Source organism: Marinobacter sp. MIT932201, from assembly GCF_047123295.1.
GTDB classification, from domain to species: Bacteria; Pseudomonadota; Gammaproteobacteria; order Pseudomonadales; family Oleiphilaceae; genus Marinobacter; species Marinobacter salsuginis.
This window is the reverse complement of the sequence record NZ_CP138917.1, coordinates 706,781-728,151: the sequence shown is the minus strand read 5'-3', so window position 1 is coordinate 728,151 and position 21,371 is coordinate 706,781. Positions and strand designations below refer to the sequence as shown.

Below are 21,371 nucleotides of genomic sequence, written 5' to 3'. Positions count from 1 at the left end.
CAGATTCCTCGTTGCCGGTCAGTCCTTCTCGACCTGCCCAAACTCCAGCTCTACCGGAGTTGAACGCCCGAAAATCAGAACAGCAACTTTGACTCGACTCTTGTCGTAGTCAACTTCTTCAACCACGCCATTGAAGTCCGCAAACGGCCCTTCAATAACACGAACAATCTCACCCGGCTCGAATAGAGTCTTCGGCTTGGGCTTGTCAGCGCCACTCTCTACCCGACGCAGGATTGCTTCCGCTTCCTTTTCGGTGATTGGCGCAGGCTTATCCTTGGTACCACCAATGAAGCCAAGGACGCGCGGAGTATTCTTTACAAGGTGCCACGTCGCGTCGTCCATTTCCATCTGGACCAGTACGTACCCGGGATAGAACTTGCGCTCACTCTTGCGCTTCTTTCCCTCTCGCATCTCAACGACTTCCTCGGTCGGAACCAGGATTTCGCCGAAACGGTCTTCCATCTCGTGCAGCGCAACGCGCTCCTTGAGAGTGCGCATTACCTGCTTTTCGAAGCCAGAATACGCATGAACGACGTACCAGCGCTTAGCCATTGCCCACTCCTGTTAACCGATAAACCCGGCGACCAGCCAGCTGATCAGCGAGTCCATACCCCACAACAAAAGCGCCACAACCAGCACAAACACCACAACAATCGCTGTCGTCTGCACGAGCTCGGGCCTGGTGGGCCATACCACTTTCCGGATCTCTACTCTCGCTTCCTTCAGCAGCGTCGCGAAACGACGACCGCGGTCGGTCTGGAGGGCAACAAGCGCCGCCACAATGGCGAGACCTACAAGAGCCAGAACCCGATACAGCAGAGACTCGGCACTAAAATACTGATTCCCCACCACACCGATGGCGATCAGAACGAAAACAACCAGCCACTTCAGGAAATCGAAACGGCTGGCTGACTGAACGGCTTTTGACTCCATAGGAATCAACTTATGTATCCGGATGTTAAAAAATGGCAGGCCAGGAGGGAATCGAACCCCCAACCTGCGGTTTTGGAGACCGCTGCTCTGCCAATTGAGCTACTGGCCTGCACCGAAACAACTCAGCGCACTTACTCTCGAGTCAATTACTCGATGATCTTGGAGACTACACCGGCACCAACGGTACGGCCGCCTTCACGAATCGCGAAGCGCAGACCATCTTCCATGGCGATCGGAGCAATCAGGGTAACACTCATCTTGACGTTGTCACCCGGCATAACCATTTCCACACCTTCCGGCAGCTCGCAAGAACCGGTTACGTCGGTAGTACGGAAGTAGAACTGCGGACGGTAGCCCTTGAAGAACGGGGTATGACGACCACCTTCTTCTTTGGACAGTACGTACACTTCGCACTCGAACTTGGTGTGCGGAGTGATGGAACCCGGAACCGCCAGAACCTGACCACGCTCAACGTCGTCACGCTTGGTACCACGCAGCAGCGCACCAATGTTCTCACCAGCACGACCTTCGTCCAGCAGCTTACGGAACATCTCAACACCGGTGCAGGTGGTCTTCTGGGTATCACGAATACCAACGATCTCAACTTCATCACCGGTCTTCAGGATGCCACGCTCAACACGGCCTGTTACAACAGTACCACGACCGGAGATGGAGAAGACGTCCTCGATCGGCATCAGGAACGGCTGATCGATCGCACGCTCCGGCTCAGGGATGTAGTCATCCAGAGCTTCTACCAGCTTCTTGACAGCGGTAGTACCCATCTCGTTGTCATCCTTGCCTTCCAGCGCCATCAGCGCGGAACCAGTGATGATCGGAGTGTCGTCGCCCGGGAAGTCGTACTGGCTCAGCAGATCACGAACTTCCATCTCGACCAGCTCGAGCAGCTCTTCATCGTCTACCATGTCCGCTTTGTTCAGGAACACAACGATGTAAGGTACGCCAACCTGACGGGACAGCAGGATGTGCTCACGGGTCTGCGGCATGGGGCCGTCAGCTGCGGAGCAAACCAGGATCGCGCCGTCCATCTGTGCCGCACCAGTGATCATGTTCTTAACATAGTCAGCGTGGCCCGGGCAGTCTACGTGAGCGTAGTGACGGGTCGGTGAATCGTACTCAACGTGAGAGGTGGCGATGGTGATACCACGCGCACGCTCTTCCGGTGCGTTATCGATCTGGTCAAAGGCACGACTCTCACCGGTACCGAACACTTCGTGACATACACGAGTCAGCGCTGCGGTCAGAGTGGTCTTACCATGGTCAACGTGACCAATGGTGCCCACGTTCAAGTGCGGCTTATTACGTTCAAACTTAGACTTAGACATTTGACCAATCTCCCTAATCAACCAGGATCGTGACGTTGACCGGATAAATAATGGAGCTCATGGGCGGATTTGAACCGCCGACCTCACCCTTACCAAGGGTGTGCTCTACCAACTGAGCTACATGAGCATTACAAAACAAATTGGAGCGGGCAGCGGGAATCGAACCCGCGTCATCAGCTTGGAAGGCTGAGGTAATAGCCACTATACGATGCCCGCGAGCAATTTAGTGGTGGAGGGGGCAGGATTCGAACCTGCGAAGGCGATGCCGTCAGATTTACAGTCTGATCCCTTTGGCCACTCGGGAACCCCTCCGAGTCGGACCTGCTTACGCAAATCCGTCAAAACTTAAAGTGGAGCTGGCGGACGGAATCGAACCCCCGACCTGCTGATTACAAGTCAGCTGCTCTACCAACTGAGCTACGCCAGCTCACATTCGCCTCGTCAGCGAGGGCGGTATACTACGGATTTTTTTCTGGCGTTGCAACACCTTCACAAGGCCTGATTTCAACGAAATCGAAATTGCTGCCGTAATCCGCTTTCACCGCCTGAACCAGTTCTTCAGCGAGTTCCGGTTCCGCCTCAAAAGAGAGCGCGTAGCTTATCTGATTTCGGGGGAAGTTGACCAGTACCGCATTAAGATTCTGACGTTTTTTTTCTTCCAGCACGGATATTGCAGATTCCCTGGACTCGAATAGCCCCAGGGAGATCGCATTGCGGTTCTCGCCCTCGGTGACCAGATAGGAATCAATCCCCTGGCGCTGAATGTCACGGAACTGGCGCAACGCCACGGCTTCAGGTTGGGGCGGGATGAGGACCCAGTGCAAGGGCGGCAACTCTCGCTCGACTTCCTCGACCTTGAAGCCGGCTTCCTCGGCAAGGGGCTGCTTGGCCACTAGCCTTCGCGCACGCTCCGCGGTTTCGATCCATCCAAGGCGCACACAAGACGAGTCATAGCGCCCTGACGGTATCGCCACCGCATCATTACGAGGATCCGGAGACTTCAGGCTGGCCACCCGCGGCAAGCTACCACTGGCAACTTTGGCCATTCCGCCGGATGGACCGACGAAGCCTGGCAGGTAATAGATGCCAATACTGACCAGCACCAGCACCAGTGCCAACCACCTCATTCTGACGAGTCCTCGGCATGAATCGCACGCAGGCCGCTCAACACCAGGTCGGGCCGATGGGTACCAGGCAGCCCAAGGCCAAGCAGGCGATTCGCATCACCGCCAGTCACCAACAGATCAGACAGCCCGTACTTTTGGGCGTCAGCGATAACACGCTCGATCATGGCACCGGAAAGCCAGGCAAGACCATGGTTCACGCATTCCCCGGTATTCCGTCCCGGGTCTGTCGCCAATCCCTGATCAGGGTCGAACCAGATTCGCGCCGCGTCCGTCCTGAGACTCCGCAGCATCATTTGCAACCCCGGAAGGATATACCCACCGAGATGCTGGCCACTCGTATCCACATAGTCGATGGTAACCGCACTGCCGGCATCCACCACCACGAAGCCCTGCTTGTGATCGAGCCAGGCGCCATACATTGCGTGCCAACGATCTGCCCCCATTCTCGATACATCCTGGTAGGCGTTTACAAGTCCGTTACGGGACTGCTCGGACCAGTAGAACTTCACCGGCGCCGGACAGAGCTTTGCGAGCGAATCCATCAGATGAGTGCGCCTTTCTTCGGAAGCAACGGTGGATATGGCAACACCCCTTACCTGCCTTATGAGCTCTCCTGCTGAGCTCAAAGGGTTCTCATCTTCCAGTGATCCGGTGCCTGTTGCCAGAGTGCAATCCTGGTCATCCAGACACCACTTCAACCGGGTATTGCCTGCATCAATAAAAAGCTTCATGACACCACTCGCAGACTGATTTCCCCTGCGCGTACCGGAACAGTCCCGGTTTGGGTCCGTATCTGGTAGTTTCCGGCGTCATCGATACCACAGCCGACGCCTTCAACATCACCACCCCGAGCCTGAAGCGGCTTCCCCATAAAGATATCCCTTCGCTGCCAGGGCTCGCGGAAATCCGCGAAACCGACATCCGAAAACAGGGGCACCGCATCCAGAACCGCATCGATAATGGCGCCGGCAATCTGATTCCGCGACCAGTCGACGTTCGGGCATACCCTGGCAAGACTGCTCCAGGGCTGATCGACACCCTCGGCCCGGGACATGTGAACGTTCAGACCAATGCCGGCAATCACTTGCACAACGCCCTCTTCGAGTTCGCCCTGCAGCTCCACGAGAATGCCGCCAAGCTTTCCGTCGGGCAGAAAAATATCGTTCGGCCATTTGAGCCCCACCTCGGGCACTCCCAGTCGCTCCAGGGCATTGGCCACCGCAACCCCCAGTACGAGACTCAACCCGTCCAGTACCCCGAAACCACCGTGAAACGTCAGGCCCATGCTCAGATACAGGTTTTCACCCCGAGGGCTCTGCCACACACGTCCACGTCGCCCGCGCCCGGAGGTCTGGCAGTCGGCCATGACCACCGGAATACCCCGGGTACCGGCCGTGATCTGTCGGATCACTTCGGCATTGGTCGAATCCACTTCATCAAGCACGGTCAGCGCCAGTTCCTCTTCCCGCCCGGAGGCAATTCCATCAAGCACTGCCGCAGGGTCGAGCAAGTCGACCCGGGACACCAGTTGGTAGCCGCGCCCACGGATCGTGGCAATATCCGCACCTTCGTCCATTGCGCGACGGATCTGTTTCCAGATTGCCGTGCGACTGACCCCGAGTTTTTCGGCCAACGCAGCTCCCGAATGGACCTGTCCGTCACTGAGCAGCTCTATAAGTGCCTTGGATTTCATTACACGCATCCAGCCATGAGAGTGGGTAAGGCCGGATTAAACACCAGGGGAAGGAAAAAGACAAAGTCGGCAGCCTGCCTTTGCGAATTGGCTGCCGACAGATCAGGGAATCGGTGTCGCGGTGAGGTTCGCCTTGATATCGAAGTTCTGCATTTTCACACCGTATACCGCGGTTTGTGCTCCGCCAACGGGGTGGACCAGATCAATATTATTGATGGAGAGCTCCTTGAACTGACTTCTCGCTTTCACGGCAAAACCCAGCGGGCGATTTTCGGCTTCCTGCAGGGTCGGATTGGCCACATAGCGATAACCCGAAGCTGATGCGCCATCCATGATTTTCTCGTCACCCCGGTTGCCAACCACGCCCAGAGCGTCAGGACCGTCCGTCTTTTTTACGACCCGGGTCTGGTAGACATCCACGGAAAGGTCGGTGCGCAGGCCAAACGAATTGTCTTCCACGCCATCACCATCGAAGTCACCGCCATCGCTGGTATGGATATCGTTCAGAACCAGACGCGTGCCCGTTCCATTCACAGCTTCGCCAACGCCATTGGTTTCCCGGTTGGTTTCCCAGGTCAGCGCGTTTTTTCGGTCCTCACCGGCGGCCTTTGCAAACACCTGCTTCAGGCGCACAGTCAGCCCTTCCTCACCCCGGGCTTCCCAGACACCTCCAGAGCTGGCACAGGACGATGGACTGTCACCAACGCCACCGGCGCAGACATTACCGGCGCCTCCCGGCACGATCGTCATACTGCTCCCGGTTTCATATTTCTGGACCACGAATCGCCCAAAACTCCGGCCTGATTCCTTGTCACCAATCCTCAGGTTGCCGATGTCCATGGTGCTCCAGGCTTCGCTTTTGACAATCGCAAGCCCCTCCTGCGTGACGTCGACTGTCATGCCCCGAACGTGGGAATCATAATCCAGCTCGGTGATCCAGAGCCCCTTCTGCGGAACCTCGCCGTTACCCTGATCGTAGGGCACCGCGATAATGGCGGCCTTGCCATCATGAATCCGGACATCCGAGTTGATGGTAATCCCCTCACCCGAGGCACCACCGGGGCCAAGCGTCATATGGCCATCCAGTTCAAACTCATAGGCAGGATAAAAGCCCAGCGCCAGCAGCAGCTCAGTGCCACCCTGCAAGGGAGCATCCTCACTGCCCACCCGCAGACCGTTGATCCGGTATCCAGCCCGGACATCCTCAAACCCGATGCGCAGGCCATCGAAAAACTGGGTGCCATTGATCATCTCATTGCGAGTCACGTTAACCGTAACATCACCCTGCCCCCACGACTGAAGGCCGCTGAAGATCACCCTGTTCCCGTCTTCCGTGTAGCTGAAATCGGCAAGCCGCAAGCTCCATTCCGTAGCGAGCCGCAAGCCCTGGGGGCCGGCATCCCGATGACCACCGCCCTGGAGATAGACCGCATTGGAATAGTTGCGTCCATTGAACACCTGGTCCTTAAGCAGAAAGCTGACGTTCACCTCTCCGATGCTTCTCCCACTGCCGCCAACCTCAATGGCACCGATATTAAACTGCCCGTCCAGGGAGCCAAGGGTCAGGGCAAGGGCCGGACGATTCCTCCAGTCGGTTGTCACATCAAGCCTGAGGTCGTTGATTCGATAGCTTCCGGTGATGTCCCTGAGGGCCAGAGCCTTGCCGTCATCCATATAGAGGAAGGTCGCCGAGTGAATAACCGTCTCGTTATCGATGCGAAGGCCTTCCCCGGAGCGCCCGCCGGCGGTAATGCCAGTACTGGATGAGAGGTCGTAGCTACCGGCAAGACTGCCATAACTGGGCAACGGCTGGCCGGTGCCGGAATCGAGCGATACGCCATGATTCAGAGGGTTACTGCTGTAGCGAATTGCGCCGACTTCCCAATCCCCGGTAACCCTGGGGGCATTCAGGGCCAGAGTGTCGCCAACCAACTCCAAGGTTACCCCCAGTGCCTCCACGTTCATGGTGATATCATCCAGGAACACTTCATTACCGTTGGTGCGATAACCCAGGCGGCCGCCGGTCATGGTGTAGGCCGAGTCGAACGTATAGCCCGCCCCGCCAACGGAACCACCCTGGCTGATGTTCAGATATCCCTCCAGGGCATGGTCGAAAAAGACGCCACCCATACTGACTCCCGGCGCCCCGGCGAGGCGGATATCTCCAAACTCCACTCTCCGATCCTCGACCAGGTAATCAAGGTTCAGGGACGCATCGTCCTCGATGTCGATCCGAACCAGATGAAACGCCTGACCTGCCGAATCGATGGCTGAACCAACCCGGAAGCCTTCCAGATGAATGCCTTTGTCATCGTCATAGTAGGACAAACGATCTGCTGTCAAGGCAAGGTCCAGCTCCATGGTCAAGCCACTCTGACCGCTGATGTTGGCCAACGCGGTGTCGTCGAGGCTTTTCATATCGGCAAACACCCAGGAGGCGTTGATCAGGCACGCCAGCCCGATAGCCGTCGAGGTAAATGGCCTGCCACTGTCCGGAGCCCACATAATCATCATCCTCTTGCCCATTACGGATTACCGGCAGGAAACACAAGCAGGTTGCCTTCCATGACAACTTCTCCTCGCATATCCACTGAGAATATGTCGGTCTGTTGAAACCCCGGGTCGGTTGGCCGCGCTGTACTGCTGGCGGAGATCTTGAATTGGACGTCATTGAACCGGACGGTGTTTGGCAAACCCAGTTCCAGAACATCCCGGTTGAACTGCCCTCCATCACCCCCGAACCCGGAATCAACGGTGCGGACCCGTAGTGTCAGCCCCTCAAACGCGAAATTACCGCGAATATCATCAAGGACCATCCACCCCCCATTTTCTTTAAGGCGGTAGGCAAAGCGGGCACCGCACTTTTTGTCGGCATCGTCACAGCGTCCGAAATAGCTGTTCTCAACGGGACCACCCATCTCGTTGATACTGATGTCGCCGGACAGATAGATCCCGCCTTGGCCCGAGATGTCTGAAAGGGCTTCATCACCAAGTCGGGAGAGCTCCGCGAGGGTCGGCGGAGCAAGCAGCAAAATAGCCAGGGCTAGAGACGTTCTGCACAGGATGGCTTTCATTGGCTCAGATCCCTCGTTTTTATATTCAGATGCTGTATGAGCATGCCCTGGACTCGGGCTGAGCCAAAATCACGGTCGCCTACACTGAAATTCCCGATCTTCAGATTGCTGCGGAATTCCGGATTGGTGTAATAGGACTCGTAGAAATCCCAGGCTTCACCATCGCTGCTACTTCTCAGGCCGTCCGCACCGATCTCGCCCGGTTGAGGACGCCGAATCGCGGCCACCTCCACCACAAAGTTTCCACTACCATCAACATCGAAGAACACCGGCTGAAGCTGATTACCAATCGCAAGCTCAAGCGCAAAATTACTCATCAGAATTCGTGAGCCACAGCTGGAGCCATCCTGTGCGCAGGCGTTTATCGACAATTCCGGAGAATAAAAATTGAGCTTGAACTGTCCAACCATTTGGCGCCGATCGTCGTCTCCCCAGAGACGCAGATAACTTCCGTCGATAACAGCGCTCTTGGCGTGAATATTGATGTTGGCAGACCGGTCGTCACCCACCGCGACGTTCATCTGCATACCAATATCCGCACGTTCCCCAATGTAATCCACAGTGGCCGGGCGACTGGAACAGGTGCCGCTGCCTAAACCGGCACTGGAATCCATGCAATCGTAGCCCTGGCCGGCAGAAACCCTGGAACTGGCCGCAAACTCCAGAACCGCCTTGTTGGCGATGCCGATTTCGTTGCCATCTACAACATCGATTCGCCAAGGGTTAAGAAGCCGCCCAAGGTTCACCGGACCCAAGGCCTGGCCATAGTTGCTATTGGCGCCAGAGATATAGAGGTGGTTCACCGTTATATCGACATCACGACCATCAGTGCTCTTGATGCCTCCGATCCGAAAAATGCGTGCCTGCCCACCCGATGCATCCGGCTCGTCTGTTCCGTGGGAAAATTTAAAATTCTCCAAGACCAGGCCGATACCAGCACCGTCAATTCCAGCCATTTCCGTTTCCGAGAGGCCCTGAAGCTCTGCCTCGGCATAACCAGGCATGACCAGTACGCTCCAAACTGTAAGAAGAGGAAATACGGAAACAAGAAGCTGTCTGGAACTGAACCATGTCATAAAGCGCTCCTCAGAACAGGCCTTTGCCGCGGTCGATGTACTCGGTACGGTAACGCTGGGTGCCATAGAGCGCCTCGTTGAGATTCACCTCAGTCGCTCCGTTTGGGATATTGAAGAATGCACCCGAGGTTGCCCTGATGAAATCCTCGGGCGTGAAGTCTGTTTTCTTTACATCCTTCAACCAGTCCAGATCCTTGGTCTGGAAGGAAATGAAGGCGCCATCAGCCGGGCCAGTGATTCGCCTCTCGCCGTTCACCTCACCGACTTCGCCCACGGGGAAGCTGTTGTAGATATCCAGGTCGAAGCAAGAGTCGATCCCCAGGACAAGGCAATCTTGGGCATAGACATAAATGTCACCGCCGGAACAGCTGAAAAAGGAACAGTCAGGAACCTCAATCCGGGAGCTCGATCCCCAGCCGATCAGGTTCTGTACCGACCAACGGGTAAATCCACTGGCGCCTTCAAGCACGAATCGCTCACCGTTCGGAATGCCAATATATTCGGCTCTTATGGGATCCAGCTCGCCAATGTTTGGATCACCCTCCGCACCATAAACCAGCTCGGCTTTGGTGGAGAGCGGACTACCACCCTCAAGGAGTGGCGTCAGGAGAACAATCAGTTGATCAAACAGATTCCCGGAGGAATTTGCCTCTGAGAGCCCCTCACCTCGATCAATGATATCCACATTCACATTGCCGGTCAGGGTTTCGATCTTCCCTGAGAGAACGCCCATGGATTCGCCGAACCCAAGCCGAAAGCCGACCACCTCGTCGGTGTCTTCATCAAAGGCGAATTCCAGGAAGGGATTCTGGATGTGGAAAGGGACTATCTCACCCTCGCCATAAGCACTGCCGTTAGCCTTTCGCTGCCTGGGGGCTTCGGGATTCGCGTCAAAATAGGCCTGATTATTGATATAACCAAGGGCAAAATCTTCAATATAGACGTCCGAGGTGCCCGGCTTTTCACCTTCCCGGTCGTAACGACCCATTTCCAGGACATCTACGTTGGTCTGGATTTCAATATCCATTCCAAGATTGACCCGGGTATAGGCGGTATTGTCGTTGGCATCAGGATGGTACTGGCGATCAACCGATATAAAAGCCTGCCCTGTAACTTCAGACATCTGTTGGTCCGAAATCGGGCGCAAATCGGCATTGACCCCCGAGGCCAGTAAAGGCAGGAGGAGAAGCGAGGAAATTGTTTTACTCATAGTCACATCTCACCGCTGCCGCTTCTTATTGTTGGCGGCTGATTAAAAGATGACTGATGAGCGTCTCTGAGGCTGGCTTCGGTTTTTGGTGTTGTTTTCGCCAGTTCTTTTACAGAAGTTTAACGCTGGTTACACGTTGTCACTGTGCGCGGCGTCATGATTTTGGGATTTCTCAGATTTCAGGATCGAGTAGGAGGGGGAGTTACCTCCCCCGTCCTCTCACACCACCGGGCATACGGTTCCGTACCACGGCGGTTCATGGATGGCTCTGAAGCCGGTGTCAACAACGGTGAGTATTGACCCCTTTACGGACCTTTAGCACTGTTGCTGACACCGGGTCATCGTATCCAGCAAGCTGACCAGGGACAGACGGTCGAATACCTTCCTGGGCAGCGCCGCATTCATGTGTGGTGCACCACTGTTCCACCAGGGACCGCGACCGTTAGTGGCACTCGCCCATGCTCTCAGCTCGGTAAGACCCAGCCGTATCAGGTAGCGAGCCCGCGTACTGGCTCGCTTCCACTGTCGCCACAGGATCAGACGGAGTCGCCTTCTTATCCAGCCGTCCAGGGCCTCCACCGGGCGCTTCGAAGCGGTCAGGCGGTAGTAGTTCGCCCAGCCTCTGAGCATCGGGTTCAGCGTCCGGATGGTCGTGGCCAGTGATTGGCCCCGTGACCGCTTGAACAGCGGACGCAGCTTGGTCATGAAGGCCTTCAAGCTCTTAGGAGCGACCCTCAACTGCACCTGCCGTTTGTGCCAGCTTACGCTGTATCCCAGGAAGTTCCGACGCCAGGGGCGATCCACGTCGCTTTTCGTCGTGTTCACCTTCAGGCGAAGGCGCGTTTCCAGGAAGCGGGTAATACTGGCCATGACCCGGTGGCCAGCCCTTTCGCTTCGGACGTAGATATTACAGTCGTCAGCGTAACGGCAGAACCGGTGTCCCCGCCGCTCCAGCTCCCGATCCAGTTCGGTCAGGAGCACATTGGAGAGCAGGGGTGACAGGGGGCCGCCTTGAGGCGTCCCCTCCCGCTTCGGGCTGACCAACCCACCTTCGAGCATGCCGGCTTGCAGGTAACGCCGGACCAGGGCAAGAACCCGCCGGTCGGGGATGCGACGAGCCAATAGGCTCATCAGCACATCGTGATTGACCCGGTCAAAGAACTGAGCCAGGTCCAGATCGACCACCCAACGGTGGCCATCATTGATGTGTTGCCGCATCGCCTTAACCGCCTGATGGGCACTCCGACCGGGACGGAACCCGTAACTGTGATCCGAGAACGTCGGCTCCAGCATCGGGCTCAGTGTTTGGTGAAGCGCTTGTTGGATCAGGCGATCCTGTACCGTCGGGATGCCCAACGTCCGTTCGCCGCCTTGCGGCTTGGGGATGCTGACCCGGCGTACCAGTTGAGGATGGTAGTCTCCGGCCAACAGCCGCTGACGCAGCGTTGGCCAGTGCTGTTGCAGGTGGCCTTTCAGGGCTGCCACCGGCATCTGATCGACACCGGCAGCTCCCTTGTTGGACACCACCCGCTGATACGCACGCATCAGGTTCTGGCGCTCAAGCACCTGTTCCATCAGCGTGTTCGGCTCCGCGTTCGTCCACGAGTGAGCCCCCGCGTCTGCCTCGACACGGACTTCAGTCTCGACCGGATACTGTCCGGCCTCTCCCTGAATGCCCTGACCCATCCGGGTCGCTTCTGTCTTCATAAGCACATCACGAGAACTCACCGCCTACTGGCGGCCAACCATGTTCGGCCCTTCAGTACGCGGTAACGCACCTACTATGGCCTCGGCTGAGTTCTGGCTCCCCATCCCAGCCCCTCACGGGGCAGGTAGCACAGTGGCAGAGAACCAGACTTCCCAGGGTAAGACGCGTGACCTTCACACTTATGCTCGCCGCATCTACGTCCACACCTTCCGTGCAAGTACTGGGCTTTGACGATATTGGCCGCCTTGCCCGGTGTGACCGCCTTATACGATTCCTGTTCGTCGGGCCAGTGCTTTGCCTGCGGCTTCCTTCAGATTCCACCTCGCAATGGACACCCTTGCCGTCCGGCTAGTGGTTCCCCTTGCCGGGCCCACAGGGGACTTGCACCCCCAAGTCATCCGGCCAGCACCACCTGTACCGGAACAGCGCCGTCAAGGCGCTACGCGCCATGCCTGGCGCACCAATAAAAAACCCCAGCACCGAAGATGCTGGGGTTTTGGTATTAGGAGCCTGACGATGACCTACTCTCACATGGGCAACGCCACACTACCATCGGCGCTGGTCTGTTTCACTTCTGAGTTCGGGATGGGATCAGGTGGTTCCAGACCGCTATGGTCGTCAGGCAAAACGGTTGATCACTGGGGGACGGGATAGAACGGTCAGTTGGACTGACAGTGATGTTTGATTTCGTTTGAGCTTGCGCTCTGCGTTATCCGCAATTGTCTTGGGTGTTATATAGTCAAGCCGCACGAGCAATTAGTATCGGTTAGCTCAACGCCTCGCAGCGCTTACACACCCGACCTATCAACGTCCTGGTCTTGAACGGCTCTTCAGGGACCTCGAGGGTCCAGGGAGATCTCATCTTGGAAGGGGCTTCCCGCTTAGATGCTTTCAGCGGTTATCCTGTCCGAACATAGCTACCGGGCAATGCGACTGGCGTCACAACCCGAACACCAGAGGTTCGTCCACTCCGGTCCTCTCGTACTAGGAGCAGCTTTCCTCAAATCTCCAACGTCCACGGCAGATAGGGACCGAACTGTCTCACGACGTTCTAAACCCAGCTCGCGTACCACTTTAAATGGCGAACAGCCATACCCTTGGGACCGGCTTCAGCCCCAGGATGTGATGAGCCGACATCGAGGTGCCAAACACCGCCGTCGATGTGAACTCTTGGGCGGTATCAGCCTGTTATCCCCGGAGTACCTTTTATCCGTTGAGCGATGGCCCTTCCATACAGAACCACCGGATCACTATGACCTACTTTCGTACCTGCTCGACGTGTCTGTCTCGCAGTTAAGCGGGCTTGTGCCATTACACTAACCGCATGATGTCCGACCATGCTTAGCCCACCTTTGTGCTCCTCCGTTACGCTTTGGGAGGAGACCGCCCCAGTCAAACTACCCACCACACAGTGTCCTCATCCCCGATAAGGGGACCAAGTTAGAACCTCAAACATGTCAGGCTGGTATTTCAAGGTTGGCTCCATGAGAACTGGCGTTCCCACTTCAAAGCCTCCCAGCTATCCTACACAAACATGCTCAAAGTTCACTGTGAAGCTATAGTAAAGGTTCACGGGGTCTTTCCGTCTAGCCGCGGATACACCGCATCTTCACGGCGATTTCAATTTCACTGAGTCTCGGGTAGAGACAGCGCCCCCATCGTTACGCCATTCGTGCAGGTCGGAACTTACCCGACAAGGAATTTCGCTACCTTAGGACCGTTATAGTTACGGCCGCCGTTTACCGGGGCTTCGATCAAGAGCTTCGCGCAAGCGCTAACCCCATCAATTAACCTTCCGGCACCGGGCAGGCGTCACACCGTATACGTCCACTTTCGTGTTTGCACAGTGCTGTGTTTTTAATAAACAGTCGCAGGGGCCTGGTATCTTCGACTGGTCTCAGCTCCACCCGCAGGGGCTTCACTTACTGCCAGCGTGCCTTCTCCCGAAGTTACGGCACCATTTTGCCTAGTTCCTTTACCCGAGTTCTCTCAAGCGCCTTGGTATTCTCTACCTGACCACCTGTGTCGGTTTGGGGTACGGTCTCGAATAGCCTGAAGCTTAGAAGATTTTCCTGGAAGCATGGCATCAATGACTTCCCGCTCTATGAGCAGTCGTCGTCACGTCTCGGGATTGTGGACCCGGATTTGCCTAAGTCCACTCCCTACTCGCTTAAACCGGGACAACCGTCGCCCGGCTCACCTAGCCTTCTCCGTCTCTCCATCGCAGCTATCCAAGGTACGGGAATATTAACCCGTTTCCCATCGACTACACCTTTCGGTCTCGCCTTAGGGGCCGACTCACCCTGCGCCGATTAGCGTTGCGCAGGAACCCTTGGTCTTCCGGCGTGCGGGTTTTTCACCCGCATTGTCGTTACTCATGTCAGCATTCGCACTTCTGATACCTCCAGCATGCTTCTCAACACACCTTCGCAGGCTTACAGAACGCTCCCCTACCCCGCATACAACGTATGCAGCCGCAGCTTCGGTGACCAGTTTGAGCCCCGTTACATCTTCCGCGCAGGCCGACTCGACTAGTGAGCTATTACGCTTTCTTTAAAGGATGGCTGCTTCTAAGCCAACCTCCTAGCTGTCTGAGCCTTCCCACATCGTTTCCCACTTAACTGGTACTTGGGGACCTTAGCTGGCGGTCTGGGTTGTTTCCCTCTTCACGACGGACGTTAGCACCCGCCGTGTGTCTCCCGGATAGTACTCACAGGTATTCGGAGTTTGCATCGGGTTGGTAAGTCGGGATGACCCCCTAGCCGAAACAGTGCTCTACCCCCTGTGGTATTCGTCCGAGGCGCTACCTAAATAGCTTTCGGGGAGAACCAGCTATCTCCGGGCTTGATTAGCCTTTCACTCCGATCCACAAGTCATCCCCTGGCTTTTCAACGACAGTGGGTTCGGTCCTCCAGTGCCTGTTACGGCACCTTCAACCTGCTCATGGATAGATCGCCCGGTTTCGGGTCTATGCCCAGCGACTAAATCGCCCTATTCAGACTCGGTTTCCCTACGGCTCCCCTAAACGGTTAACCTCGCCACTGAACATAAGTCGCTGACCCATTATACAAAAGGTACGCCGTCACGGAACAAGTCCGCTCCGACTGCTTGTACGCATACGGTTTCAGGATCTATTTCACTCCCCTCACAGGGGTTCTTTTCGCCTTTCCCTCACGGTACTGGTTCACTATCGGTCAGTCAGGAGTATTTAGCCTTGGAGGATGGTCCCCCCATGTTCAGACAGGATATCACGTGTCCCGTCCTACTCGATTTCACCAGACTCAGGTTTCGGATACGGGGCTATCACCCACTATGGCGGCACTTTCCAGAGCCTTCTCCTACCAGTTGTCTAGCTTAAGGGCTAGTCCCCGTTCGCTCGCCGCTACTTAGGGAATCTCGGTTGATTTCTTTTCCTCGGGGTACTTAGATGTTTCAGTTCCCCCGGTTCGCCCCTTACACCTATGGATTCAGTGTAAGGTACCGACCCGAAAGTCGGTGGGTTTCCCCATTCAGAGATGCCCGGATCACAGCTTGTTTGCCAGCTCCCCGAGCCTTATCGCAGGCTTCCACGTCTTTCATCGCCTCTGACTGCCAAGGCATCCACCGTATGCGCTTAGTTGCTTGACTATATAACCCCAAGACAACTGTGTTCCATCCATCGACAACCTGGCAAACCAGGGCATCAATAAGTGGAGACAGTTCCTTGAAGCGATATAACAACCACTTCAACGACAACACCGGATAACGCTTGAAATCGCTATCACTTTTGAACTTTTCTCTCGGAGATAATGAGAGAAAAAAATCTGTGTTCTATCTCGTCCAATTTGTTAAAGAGCAAATCTGACCCAGTGATCAGAAAGAAGGGCTTCGAACTTGTTCATCAAGTTGAAACACTTGTTTCTGCACACTGCTAACCGAAGTTAGTCAGTAATTTGGTGGAGCTAGGCAGGATCGAACTGCCGACCTCCTGCGTGCAAGGCAGGCGCTCTCCCAGCTGAGCTATAGCCCCATAAAAGCTATTACAAGAATTATTCAGATCAAGGCATCGAAGGGCGCCGCATAGCCTGCTATGCAAGTCATTCGATAACGCCGAGCTGGATAATTCTGGTGGGTCTGGGTGGACTTGAACCACCGACCTCACCCTTATCAGGGGTGCGCTCTAACCACCTGAGCTACAGACCCAAAAACACGGGCCTGCAACGACCCATCTGCTCTCTTTATTCAGCCAACCAAGTAATTCGTGTGGACTCTGACCGAAGCATTCGGCTTCGTTTAAGGAGGTGATCCAGCCGCAGGTTCCCCTACGGCTACCTTGTTACGACTTCACCCCAGTCATGAACCACACCGTGGTGATCGTCCTCCCGAAGGTTAGACTAACCACTTCTGGTGCAATCCACTCCCATGGTGTGACGGGCGGTGTGTACAAGGCCCGGGAACGTATTCACCGTGACATTCTGATTCACGATTACTAGCGATTCCGACTTCACGCAGTCGAGTTGCAGACTGCGATCCGGACTACGACGCGTTTTGTGAGATTGGCTCCCCCTCGCGGGTTTGCAGCCCTCTGTGCGCGCCATTGTAGCACGTGTGTAGCCCTGGCCGTAAGGGCCATGATGACCTGACGTCATCCCCACCTTCCTCCGGTTTGTCACCGGCAGTCTCCCTAGAGTTCTCAGCCGAACTGCTAGCAACTAGGGATAGGGGTTGCGCTCGTTACGGGACTTAACCCAACATCTCACGACACGAGCTGACGACGGCCATGCAGCACCTGTGTCAGAGTTCCCGAAGGCACCAATCCATCTCTGGAAAGTTCTCTGCATGTCAAGGCCAGGTAAGGTTCTTCGCGTTGCGTCGAATTAAACCACATGCTCCACCGCTTGTGCGGGCCCCCGTCAATTCATTTGAGTTTTAACCTTGCGGCCGTACTCCCCAGGCGGTCTACTTAGTGCGTTAGCTGCGCCACTAAGACTTCAAGAGTCCCAACGGCTAGTAGACATCGTTTACGGCGTGGACTACCAGGGTATCTAATCCTGTTTGCTCCCCACGCTTTCGCACCTCAGTGTCAGTATTGGTCCAGAGTGCCGCCTTCGCCACTGGTGTTCCTTCCTATATCTACGCATTTCACCGCTACACAGGAAATTCCACACTCCTCTACCATACTCTAGCCTGACAGTTCGAAATGCCGTTCCCAGGTTAAGCCCGGGGCTTTCACATCTCGCTTATCAAACCACCTACGCGCGCTTTACGCCCAGTAATTCCGATTAACGCTTGCACCCTCCGTATTACCGCGGCTGCTGGCACGGAGTTAGCCGGTGCTTCTTCTGTGAGTAACGTCAAGGCTGGCCGGTATTAACGACCAACTTTTCCTCCTCACTGAAAGTGCTTTACAACCCGAAAGCCTTCTTCACACACGCGGCATGGCTGGATCAGGGTTGCCCCCATTGTCCAATATTCCCCACTGCTGCCTCCCGTAGGAGTTCGGGCCGTGTCTCAGTCCCGATGTGGCTGATCATCCTCTCAGACCAGCTACGGATCGTCGCCTTGGTAGGCCTTTACCCCACCAACTAGCTAATCCGACATAGGCACATCCAATAGCGCAAGGTCCGAAGATCCCCTGCTTTCCCCCGAAGGGCGTACGCGGTATTAATCCGGGTTTCCCCGGGCTATCCCCCACTACTGGGCAGTTTCCTATGCATTACTCACCCGTCCGCCGCTCGTCAGCGGAGTGCAAGCACCCCCTGTTACCGCTCGACTTGCATGTGTTAAGCCTGCCGCCAGCGTTCAATCTGAGCCATGATCAAACTCTTCAGTTTAAATCATACTGAAACCCGAAGGTTTCAAAAATCATGCTCAAGACAAAACTCAATTTCGACGAGTCACTGTCCTGATATTTCATATCCGAAATACCTCGGCCAGCGCCCACACGAATTACTTGGTTAACTTTTTAAAGAGCGTTTGAGCTGTTGCTCAATCAAGGCCGCGTATTCTACATCGTTCCGCTGCCTTGTCAACCGTTTATTTTTCGATGTTTTCCGTCCCCGGAAAGCGCCGAAAAATCACCCGGCTTACTGCTTATTTCGAGGCGCGCATTCTACAGCGAATTGCTTGCCTGTCAACTGCTTTCTGAAGAATTTTTAAACTCAATTTCTTCAACACTTTCAAGCAGTTGCCCTTCAAATTTGGAGCCGCTTAAGTGGCTTGCCCCTCGAAGGAGATGCGCATTCTACAGACCTGCCCGGGGGTGTCAACGGCGATTCTGAAAAAAACTCAAAATCGCCCAAAATCGGTCACGCAGTAATCAGAACACGGGCGATCTTCTTCTTGCCCGCCTGGATTACGCAATCATCACCCTCTACAAACATCCGATCGCCTTCGAATTGTTGGCCGTCGACAAATACCGCTCCGCGCCCCAGGACATCCCGGGCCGCCGCCCCGTTCTTTACCAAACCGGCGAGGCGAAGCACTGCCGCCATCGGAATCTCGGCCTGCCCCTCCAAAGACACCTCAACAGTCGGCACATTATCAGGGATCTCGCCGAGCGCCACCCGGTTACCGGCGGACTTGTGAGCAGTTCGGGCTGCCTCCTCATCGTGAAAGCGGGTAATGATCTCTTCCGCGAGCAGCTTTTTATAGTCCTGGGGATTCGCTCCGCCAGCAACAGCCTCACGAAAGCCTTCCACTTCGGCAAGCGGCCGGAAACTCAAAAGTTCAAAGTAGCGCCACAGGAGATCATCCGGCATGGAGAGCAGCTTGGTATACATTTCGCCAGGTGAGTCGTTAACGCCCACATAGTTCCCCAGAGACTTGGACATCTTCTGAACACCATCAAGCCCTTCCAGAATTGGCATGGTAAGGATCACTTGAGGCGACTGCCCATAGTGCTTCTGCAGGATACGACCCATAAGGAGGTTGAACTTCTGATCGGTACCCCCCAATTCAACATCAGCTTCCATGGCAACTGAGTCGTAACCCTGCACCAAAGGGTAGAGGAACTCGTGAATTGCGATCGCCTGCTCAGCCCGGTAGCGCTTGGTGAAATCATCCCGCTCAAGCATGCGGGCGACGGTATACTGGCCCGCCAGCTTAATCATATCTGCAGCGCTCATCTTGCTCATCCAATCGGAATTGAACATGACGCGCGTTTTTTCAGGATCCAGGATTTTGAACACCTGCTCTTTATAGCTAACCGCGTTCTCGGCGACCTGCTGCTCTGTTAAAGGAGGACGCGTTGCACTCTTGCCGGTCGGATCACCGATCATCCCGGTGAAATCACCGATCAGAAACATCACTTCGTGCCCCAGATCCTGGAACTGACGAAGTTTGTTAATAAGAACCGTGTGCCCAAGATGAAGATCCGGCGCAGTGGGATCGAAACCGGCCTTGATCCGGAGCGGACGACCTTCTTTCAATTTCTCGATAAGCTCATCTTCCGGAATGAGCTCGTCTACGCCTCGCTTGATTATCGCCAACGCTTCATCAATGGATGCCATGAACAACACGTCCCCGCTTTGATTCTGAAAAAATTCTGTCAGTTACAGAGTTCAACAAAAGAAATCTGTGAGTTACCTGTTCCCCTGCTAAAGTTAGCTGACCAGAAATTGACCAACACCGAGTTTACAGGGCGGCGTATTATAACAACGCTGTCGAAAGAAATCCGGAGGATGGAACAGTAACCGTAATGTTCCACGCTGTCCCGCATGCATTTTATACGGTAATCTGTTGGACTATACTTGAACAACAGCTTTAATTAGGTAGTACAAGCTGCCGTAATGCCGATTAAAACGGGTGCGATACGTGCTGAAAATGTTTCCCAAAACTCACATTACCATTGCTGCTGCGGCCACGGTTGTTGTTACCGCTGCCATTCTTATGAGCCCCAGCAGCAACGTTGAAGCAAAGCGGATGTCCTACTCCCTGGATCTGGAGCAGGGCACTGTTTCCGAAACCGGCGCAGCAACTGTGGAAGCAACACCGCCAGCCGGTGCAGCCAAAGAAACCCAGCCGGAAGCATCCGCGCCAGAAATGGCTGTAGAAGCCAGCAAACAGGTAAGCGTTGCAGAGCCGGAACAGACTGCCGCTCCGAAGCAGCCCGAATTCGACTGGCAAACCTTCGCGATCAAGTCCGGCGATACCCTTTCTTCCCTGTTCAAGAAGGCGGGCTTCAATGACGGCATCATGCTTTCTGTTATTCACGGTGATGGCGAGGCAGACAAGCTGCAGCGCCTCTACGCGGGCGAGACTATTCGCTTTGCAACAACCGATGACGGCTCACTTGCAGCGATTGATCTGCAAAGAAATCGCCTGGAAACCCTGAAGATTAAAAAGAACGGTGAGAGCTTTACCGGCGAGACCGAAATTCGCAAACCGGAGGCACGACCGGCTTTCGCATCAGGCACCATTGACGGCTCTCTTTATCTGGCTGCACGGGAAGCCGGCCTAAATGACCGTTTGACCATGGAGCTGGCCGGTATCTTCGGCTGGGATATCGACTTCGTCTACGATGTCCGCAAGGGCGACCAGTTCGAAGTGGTTTACGAAGAACTCTACCTGGACGGCGAGAAATTCGATACCGGTCGAATCCTGTCTGCCCGATTTGTTAACCGTGGCGAAGAAAACCTCGCCCTGCTCTACACCGACAGCAATGGCGATGCCGATTACTACGCGCCGGACGGCAAAAGCATGCGCAAAGCCTTCCTGCGGACCCCGATTAATGCCCGGGTTTCCTCTCCCTTTAATCTGCAGCGCCGACATCCAGTGCTGGACGTTGTCCGCCCGCACGAAGGCACCGACTACGCGGCGCCTCCCGGAACGCCCATCAAGGCTGCAGGTTCAGGGCGGGTTAAATTTGCCGGCTGGAAAGGTGGCTACGGGCGAACCGTTATCCTCCAGCATGGTGACAACATCACCACCCTGTATGCCCACATGAGCCGCCTGGGCAAAGGTATCAAGAACGGTACACGGGTCAAGCAGGGCCAGACTATCGGCCACGTCGGCTCCTCCGGCATGGTCACTGGTCCGCACCTGCACTACGAGTTCAGGCTGAACGGGTCGCCGCGCAACTCGCGCACCGTCAAGCTGCCGGATGCCAAACCCATTCCGTCCTCCGAAATGGCCCGATTCAAGCAGTTCACAGAGCAACGCATCGCCCAATTTGACGTTTTCCGCGAGAGCTACCAGCAACTCGCACTGGCTTCAGACGACTGAACG

At 55.5% G+C, this 21,371-nt stretch carries 13 protein-coding genes, 7 tRNA genes and 3 rRNA genes; 1 reads left to right on the top strand and 22 read right to left on the bottom strand.

Features of this window, described 5'->3' with window-relative positions; translation table 11 throughout:
• Positions 1-18 precede the first annotated feature (18 nt).
• The 22 genes from nusG to tyrS all read right to left on the bottom strand — a co-directional run bounded on the left by nusG (position 19) and on the right by tyrS (position 19,654).
• On the bottom strand, positions 19-552 hold the full coding sequence (gene nusG / locus SIC15_RS03325; RefSeq protein ID WP_069184020.1) for a transcription termination/antitermination protein NusG: 534 nt from the start codon (positions 550-552) through the stop codon (positions 19-21).
• A gap of 12 nt (positions 553-564) precedes the next feature.
• Positions 565-933 carry a preprotein translocase subunit SecE gene (secE, locus tag SIC15_RS03320; RefSeq protein WP_064228582.1) on the bottom strand — a complete coding sequence of 123 codons (369 nt, stop codon included), beginning with the start codon at positions 931-933 and terminating at the stop codon, positions 565-567.
• Positions 934-966: 33 nt separating this feature from the next.
• A tRNA-Trp gene (locus SIC15_RS03315) sits at positions 967-1,042 on the bottom strand.
• Between the two features lie 37 nt (positions 1,043-1,079).
• On the bottom strand, positions 1,080-2,276 hold the full coding sequence (gene tuf, locus SIC15_RS03310) for an elongation factor Tu (protein ID WP_136629937.1): 1,197 nt from the start codon (positions 2,274-2,276) through the stop codon (positions 1,080-1,082).
• A 51-nt stretch (positions 2,277-2,327) separates the two neighbouring features.
• A tRNA-Thr gene (locus tag SIC15_RS03305) sits at positions 2,328-2,403 on the bottom strand.
• 14 nt (positions 2,404-2,417) lie between these two features.
• Positions 2,418-2,492, bottom strand: a tRNA-Gly gene (locus SIC15_RS03300).
• Positions 2,493-2,503: 11 nt separating this feature from the next.
• Positions 2,504-2,588: transfer RNA gene (locus SIC15_RS03295), tRNA-Tyr, on the bottom strand.
• Between the two features lie 39 nt (positions 2,589-2,627).
• Positions 2,628-2,703 (bottom strand) — tRNA-Thr (locus tag SIC15_RS03290).
• 31 nt (positions 2,704-2,734) lie between these two features.
• Complete coding sequence (locus SIC15_RS03285) at positions 2,735-3,403, bottom strand: hypothetical protein (protein WP_412537076.1); 669 nt, start codon at positions 3,401-3,403, stop codon at positions 2,735-2,737.
• The gene (locus SIC15_RS03280) at positions 3,400-4,134 is read right to left on the bottom strand and encodes a type III pantothenate kinase (RefSeq protein WP_412537075.1); all 735 of its coding nucleotides are present in this window, start codon (positions 4,132-4,134) and stop codon (positions 3,400-3,402) included. Before SIC15_RS03280 ends, SIC15_RS03285 begins: the two co-directional genes overlap by 4 nt.
• Positions 4,131-5,096, bottom strand: coding sequence for a biotin--[acetyl-CoA-carboxylase] ligase (locus SIC15_RS03275; RefSeq protein ID WP_069184026.1), 966 nt, complete (start codon positions 5,094-5,096; stop codon positions 4,131-4,133). Before SIC15_RS03275 ends, SIC15_RS03280 begins: the two co-directional genes overlap by 4 nt.
• A 102-nt stretch (positions 5,097-5,198) precedes the next feature.
• Positions 5,199-7,601, bottom strand: coding sequence for a DUF6160 family protein (locus SIC15_RS03270; protein WP_412537074.1), 2,403 nt, complete (start codon positions 7,599-7,601; stop codon positions 5,199-5,201).
• 20 nt (positions 7,602-7,621) lie between these two features.
• Entirely contained in the window at positions 7,622-8,170 is a 549-nt protein-coding gene (locus SIC15_RS03265) for a hypothetical protein (RefSeq protein ID WP_412537073.1), read from the bottom strand.
• Entirely contained in the window at positions 8,167-9,246 is a 1,080-nt protein-coding gene (locus tag SIC15_RS03260) for a hypothetical protein (RefSeq protein WP_412537072.1), read from the bottom strand. Before SIC15_RS03260 ends, SIC15_RS03265 begins: the two co-directional genes overlap by 4 nt.
• 10 nt (positions 9,247-9,256) lie before the next feature.
• Entirely contained in the window at positions 9,257-10,369 is a 1,113-nt protein-coding gene (locus tag SIC15_RS03255) for a hypothetical protein (RefSeq protein ID WP_227514547.1), read from the bottom strand.
• Between the two features lie 402 nt (positions 10,370-10,771).
• The gene (gene ltrA / locus SIC15_RS03250) at positions 10,772-12,163 is read right to left on the bottom strand and encodes a group II intron reverse transcriptase/maturase (RefSeq protein ID WP_374964994.1); all 1,392 of its coding nucleotides are present in this window, start codon (positions 12,161-12,163) and stop codon (positions 10,772-10,774) included.
• Positions 12,164-12,672: 509 nt separating this feature from the next.
• Positions 12,673-12,787, bottom strand: a 5S ribosomal RNA gene (gene rrf / locus SIC15_RS03245).
• A gap of 112 nt (positions 12,788-12,899) precedes the next feature.
• A 23S ribosomal RNA gene (locus SIC15_RS03240) occupies positions 12,900-15,791 on the bottom strand.
• A gap of 306 nt (positions 15,792-16,097) precedes the next feature.
• Positions 16,098-16,173: transfer RNA gene (locus tag SIC15_RS03235), tRNA-Ala, on the bottom strand.
• A 96-nt stretch (positions 16,174-16,269) separates the two neighbouring features.
• Positions 16,270-16,346, bottom strand: a tRNA-Ile gene (locus SIC15_RS03230).
• Between the two features lie 91 nt (positions 16,347-16,437).
• Positions 16,438-17,977, bottom strand: a 16S ribosomal RNA gene (locus tag SIC15_RS03225).
• The 16S, 23S and 5S rRNA genes sit together here with 2 tRNA genes alongside, the layout of an rRNA operon.
• Before the next feature lie 474 nt (positions 17,978-18,451).
• Positions 18,452-19,654, bottom strand: a complete 1,203-nt coding sequence (gene tyrS, locus SIC15_RS03220; RefSeq protein ID WP_069184837.1) for a tyrosine--tRNA ligase — start codon at positions 19,652-19,654, stop codon at positions 18,452-18,454.
• 304 nt (positions 19,655-19,958) lie between these two features.
• Between tyrS and SIC15_RS03215 the strand changes: the two genes are divergently transcribed.
• The gene (locus tag SIC15_RS03215; protein ID WP_069184824.1) at positions 19,959-21,368 is read left to right on the top strand and encodes a peptidoglycan DD-metalloendopeptidase family protein; all 1,410 of its coding nucleotides are present in this window, start codon (positions 19,959-19,961) and stop codon (positions 21,366-21,368) included.
• Positions 21,369-21,371: the final 3 nt, after the last annotated feature.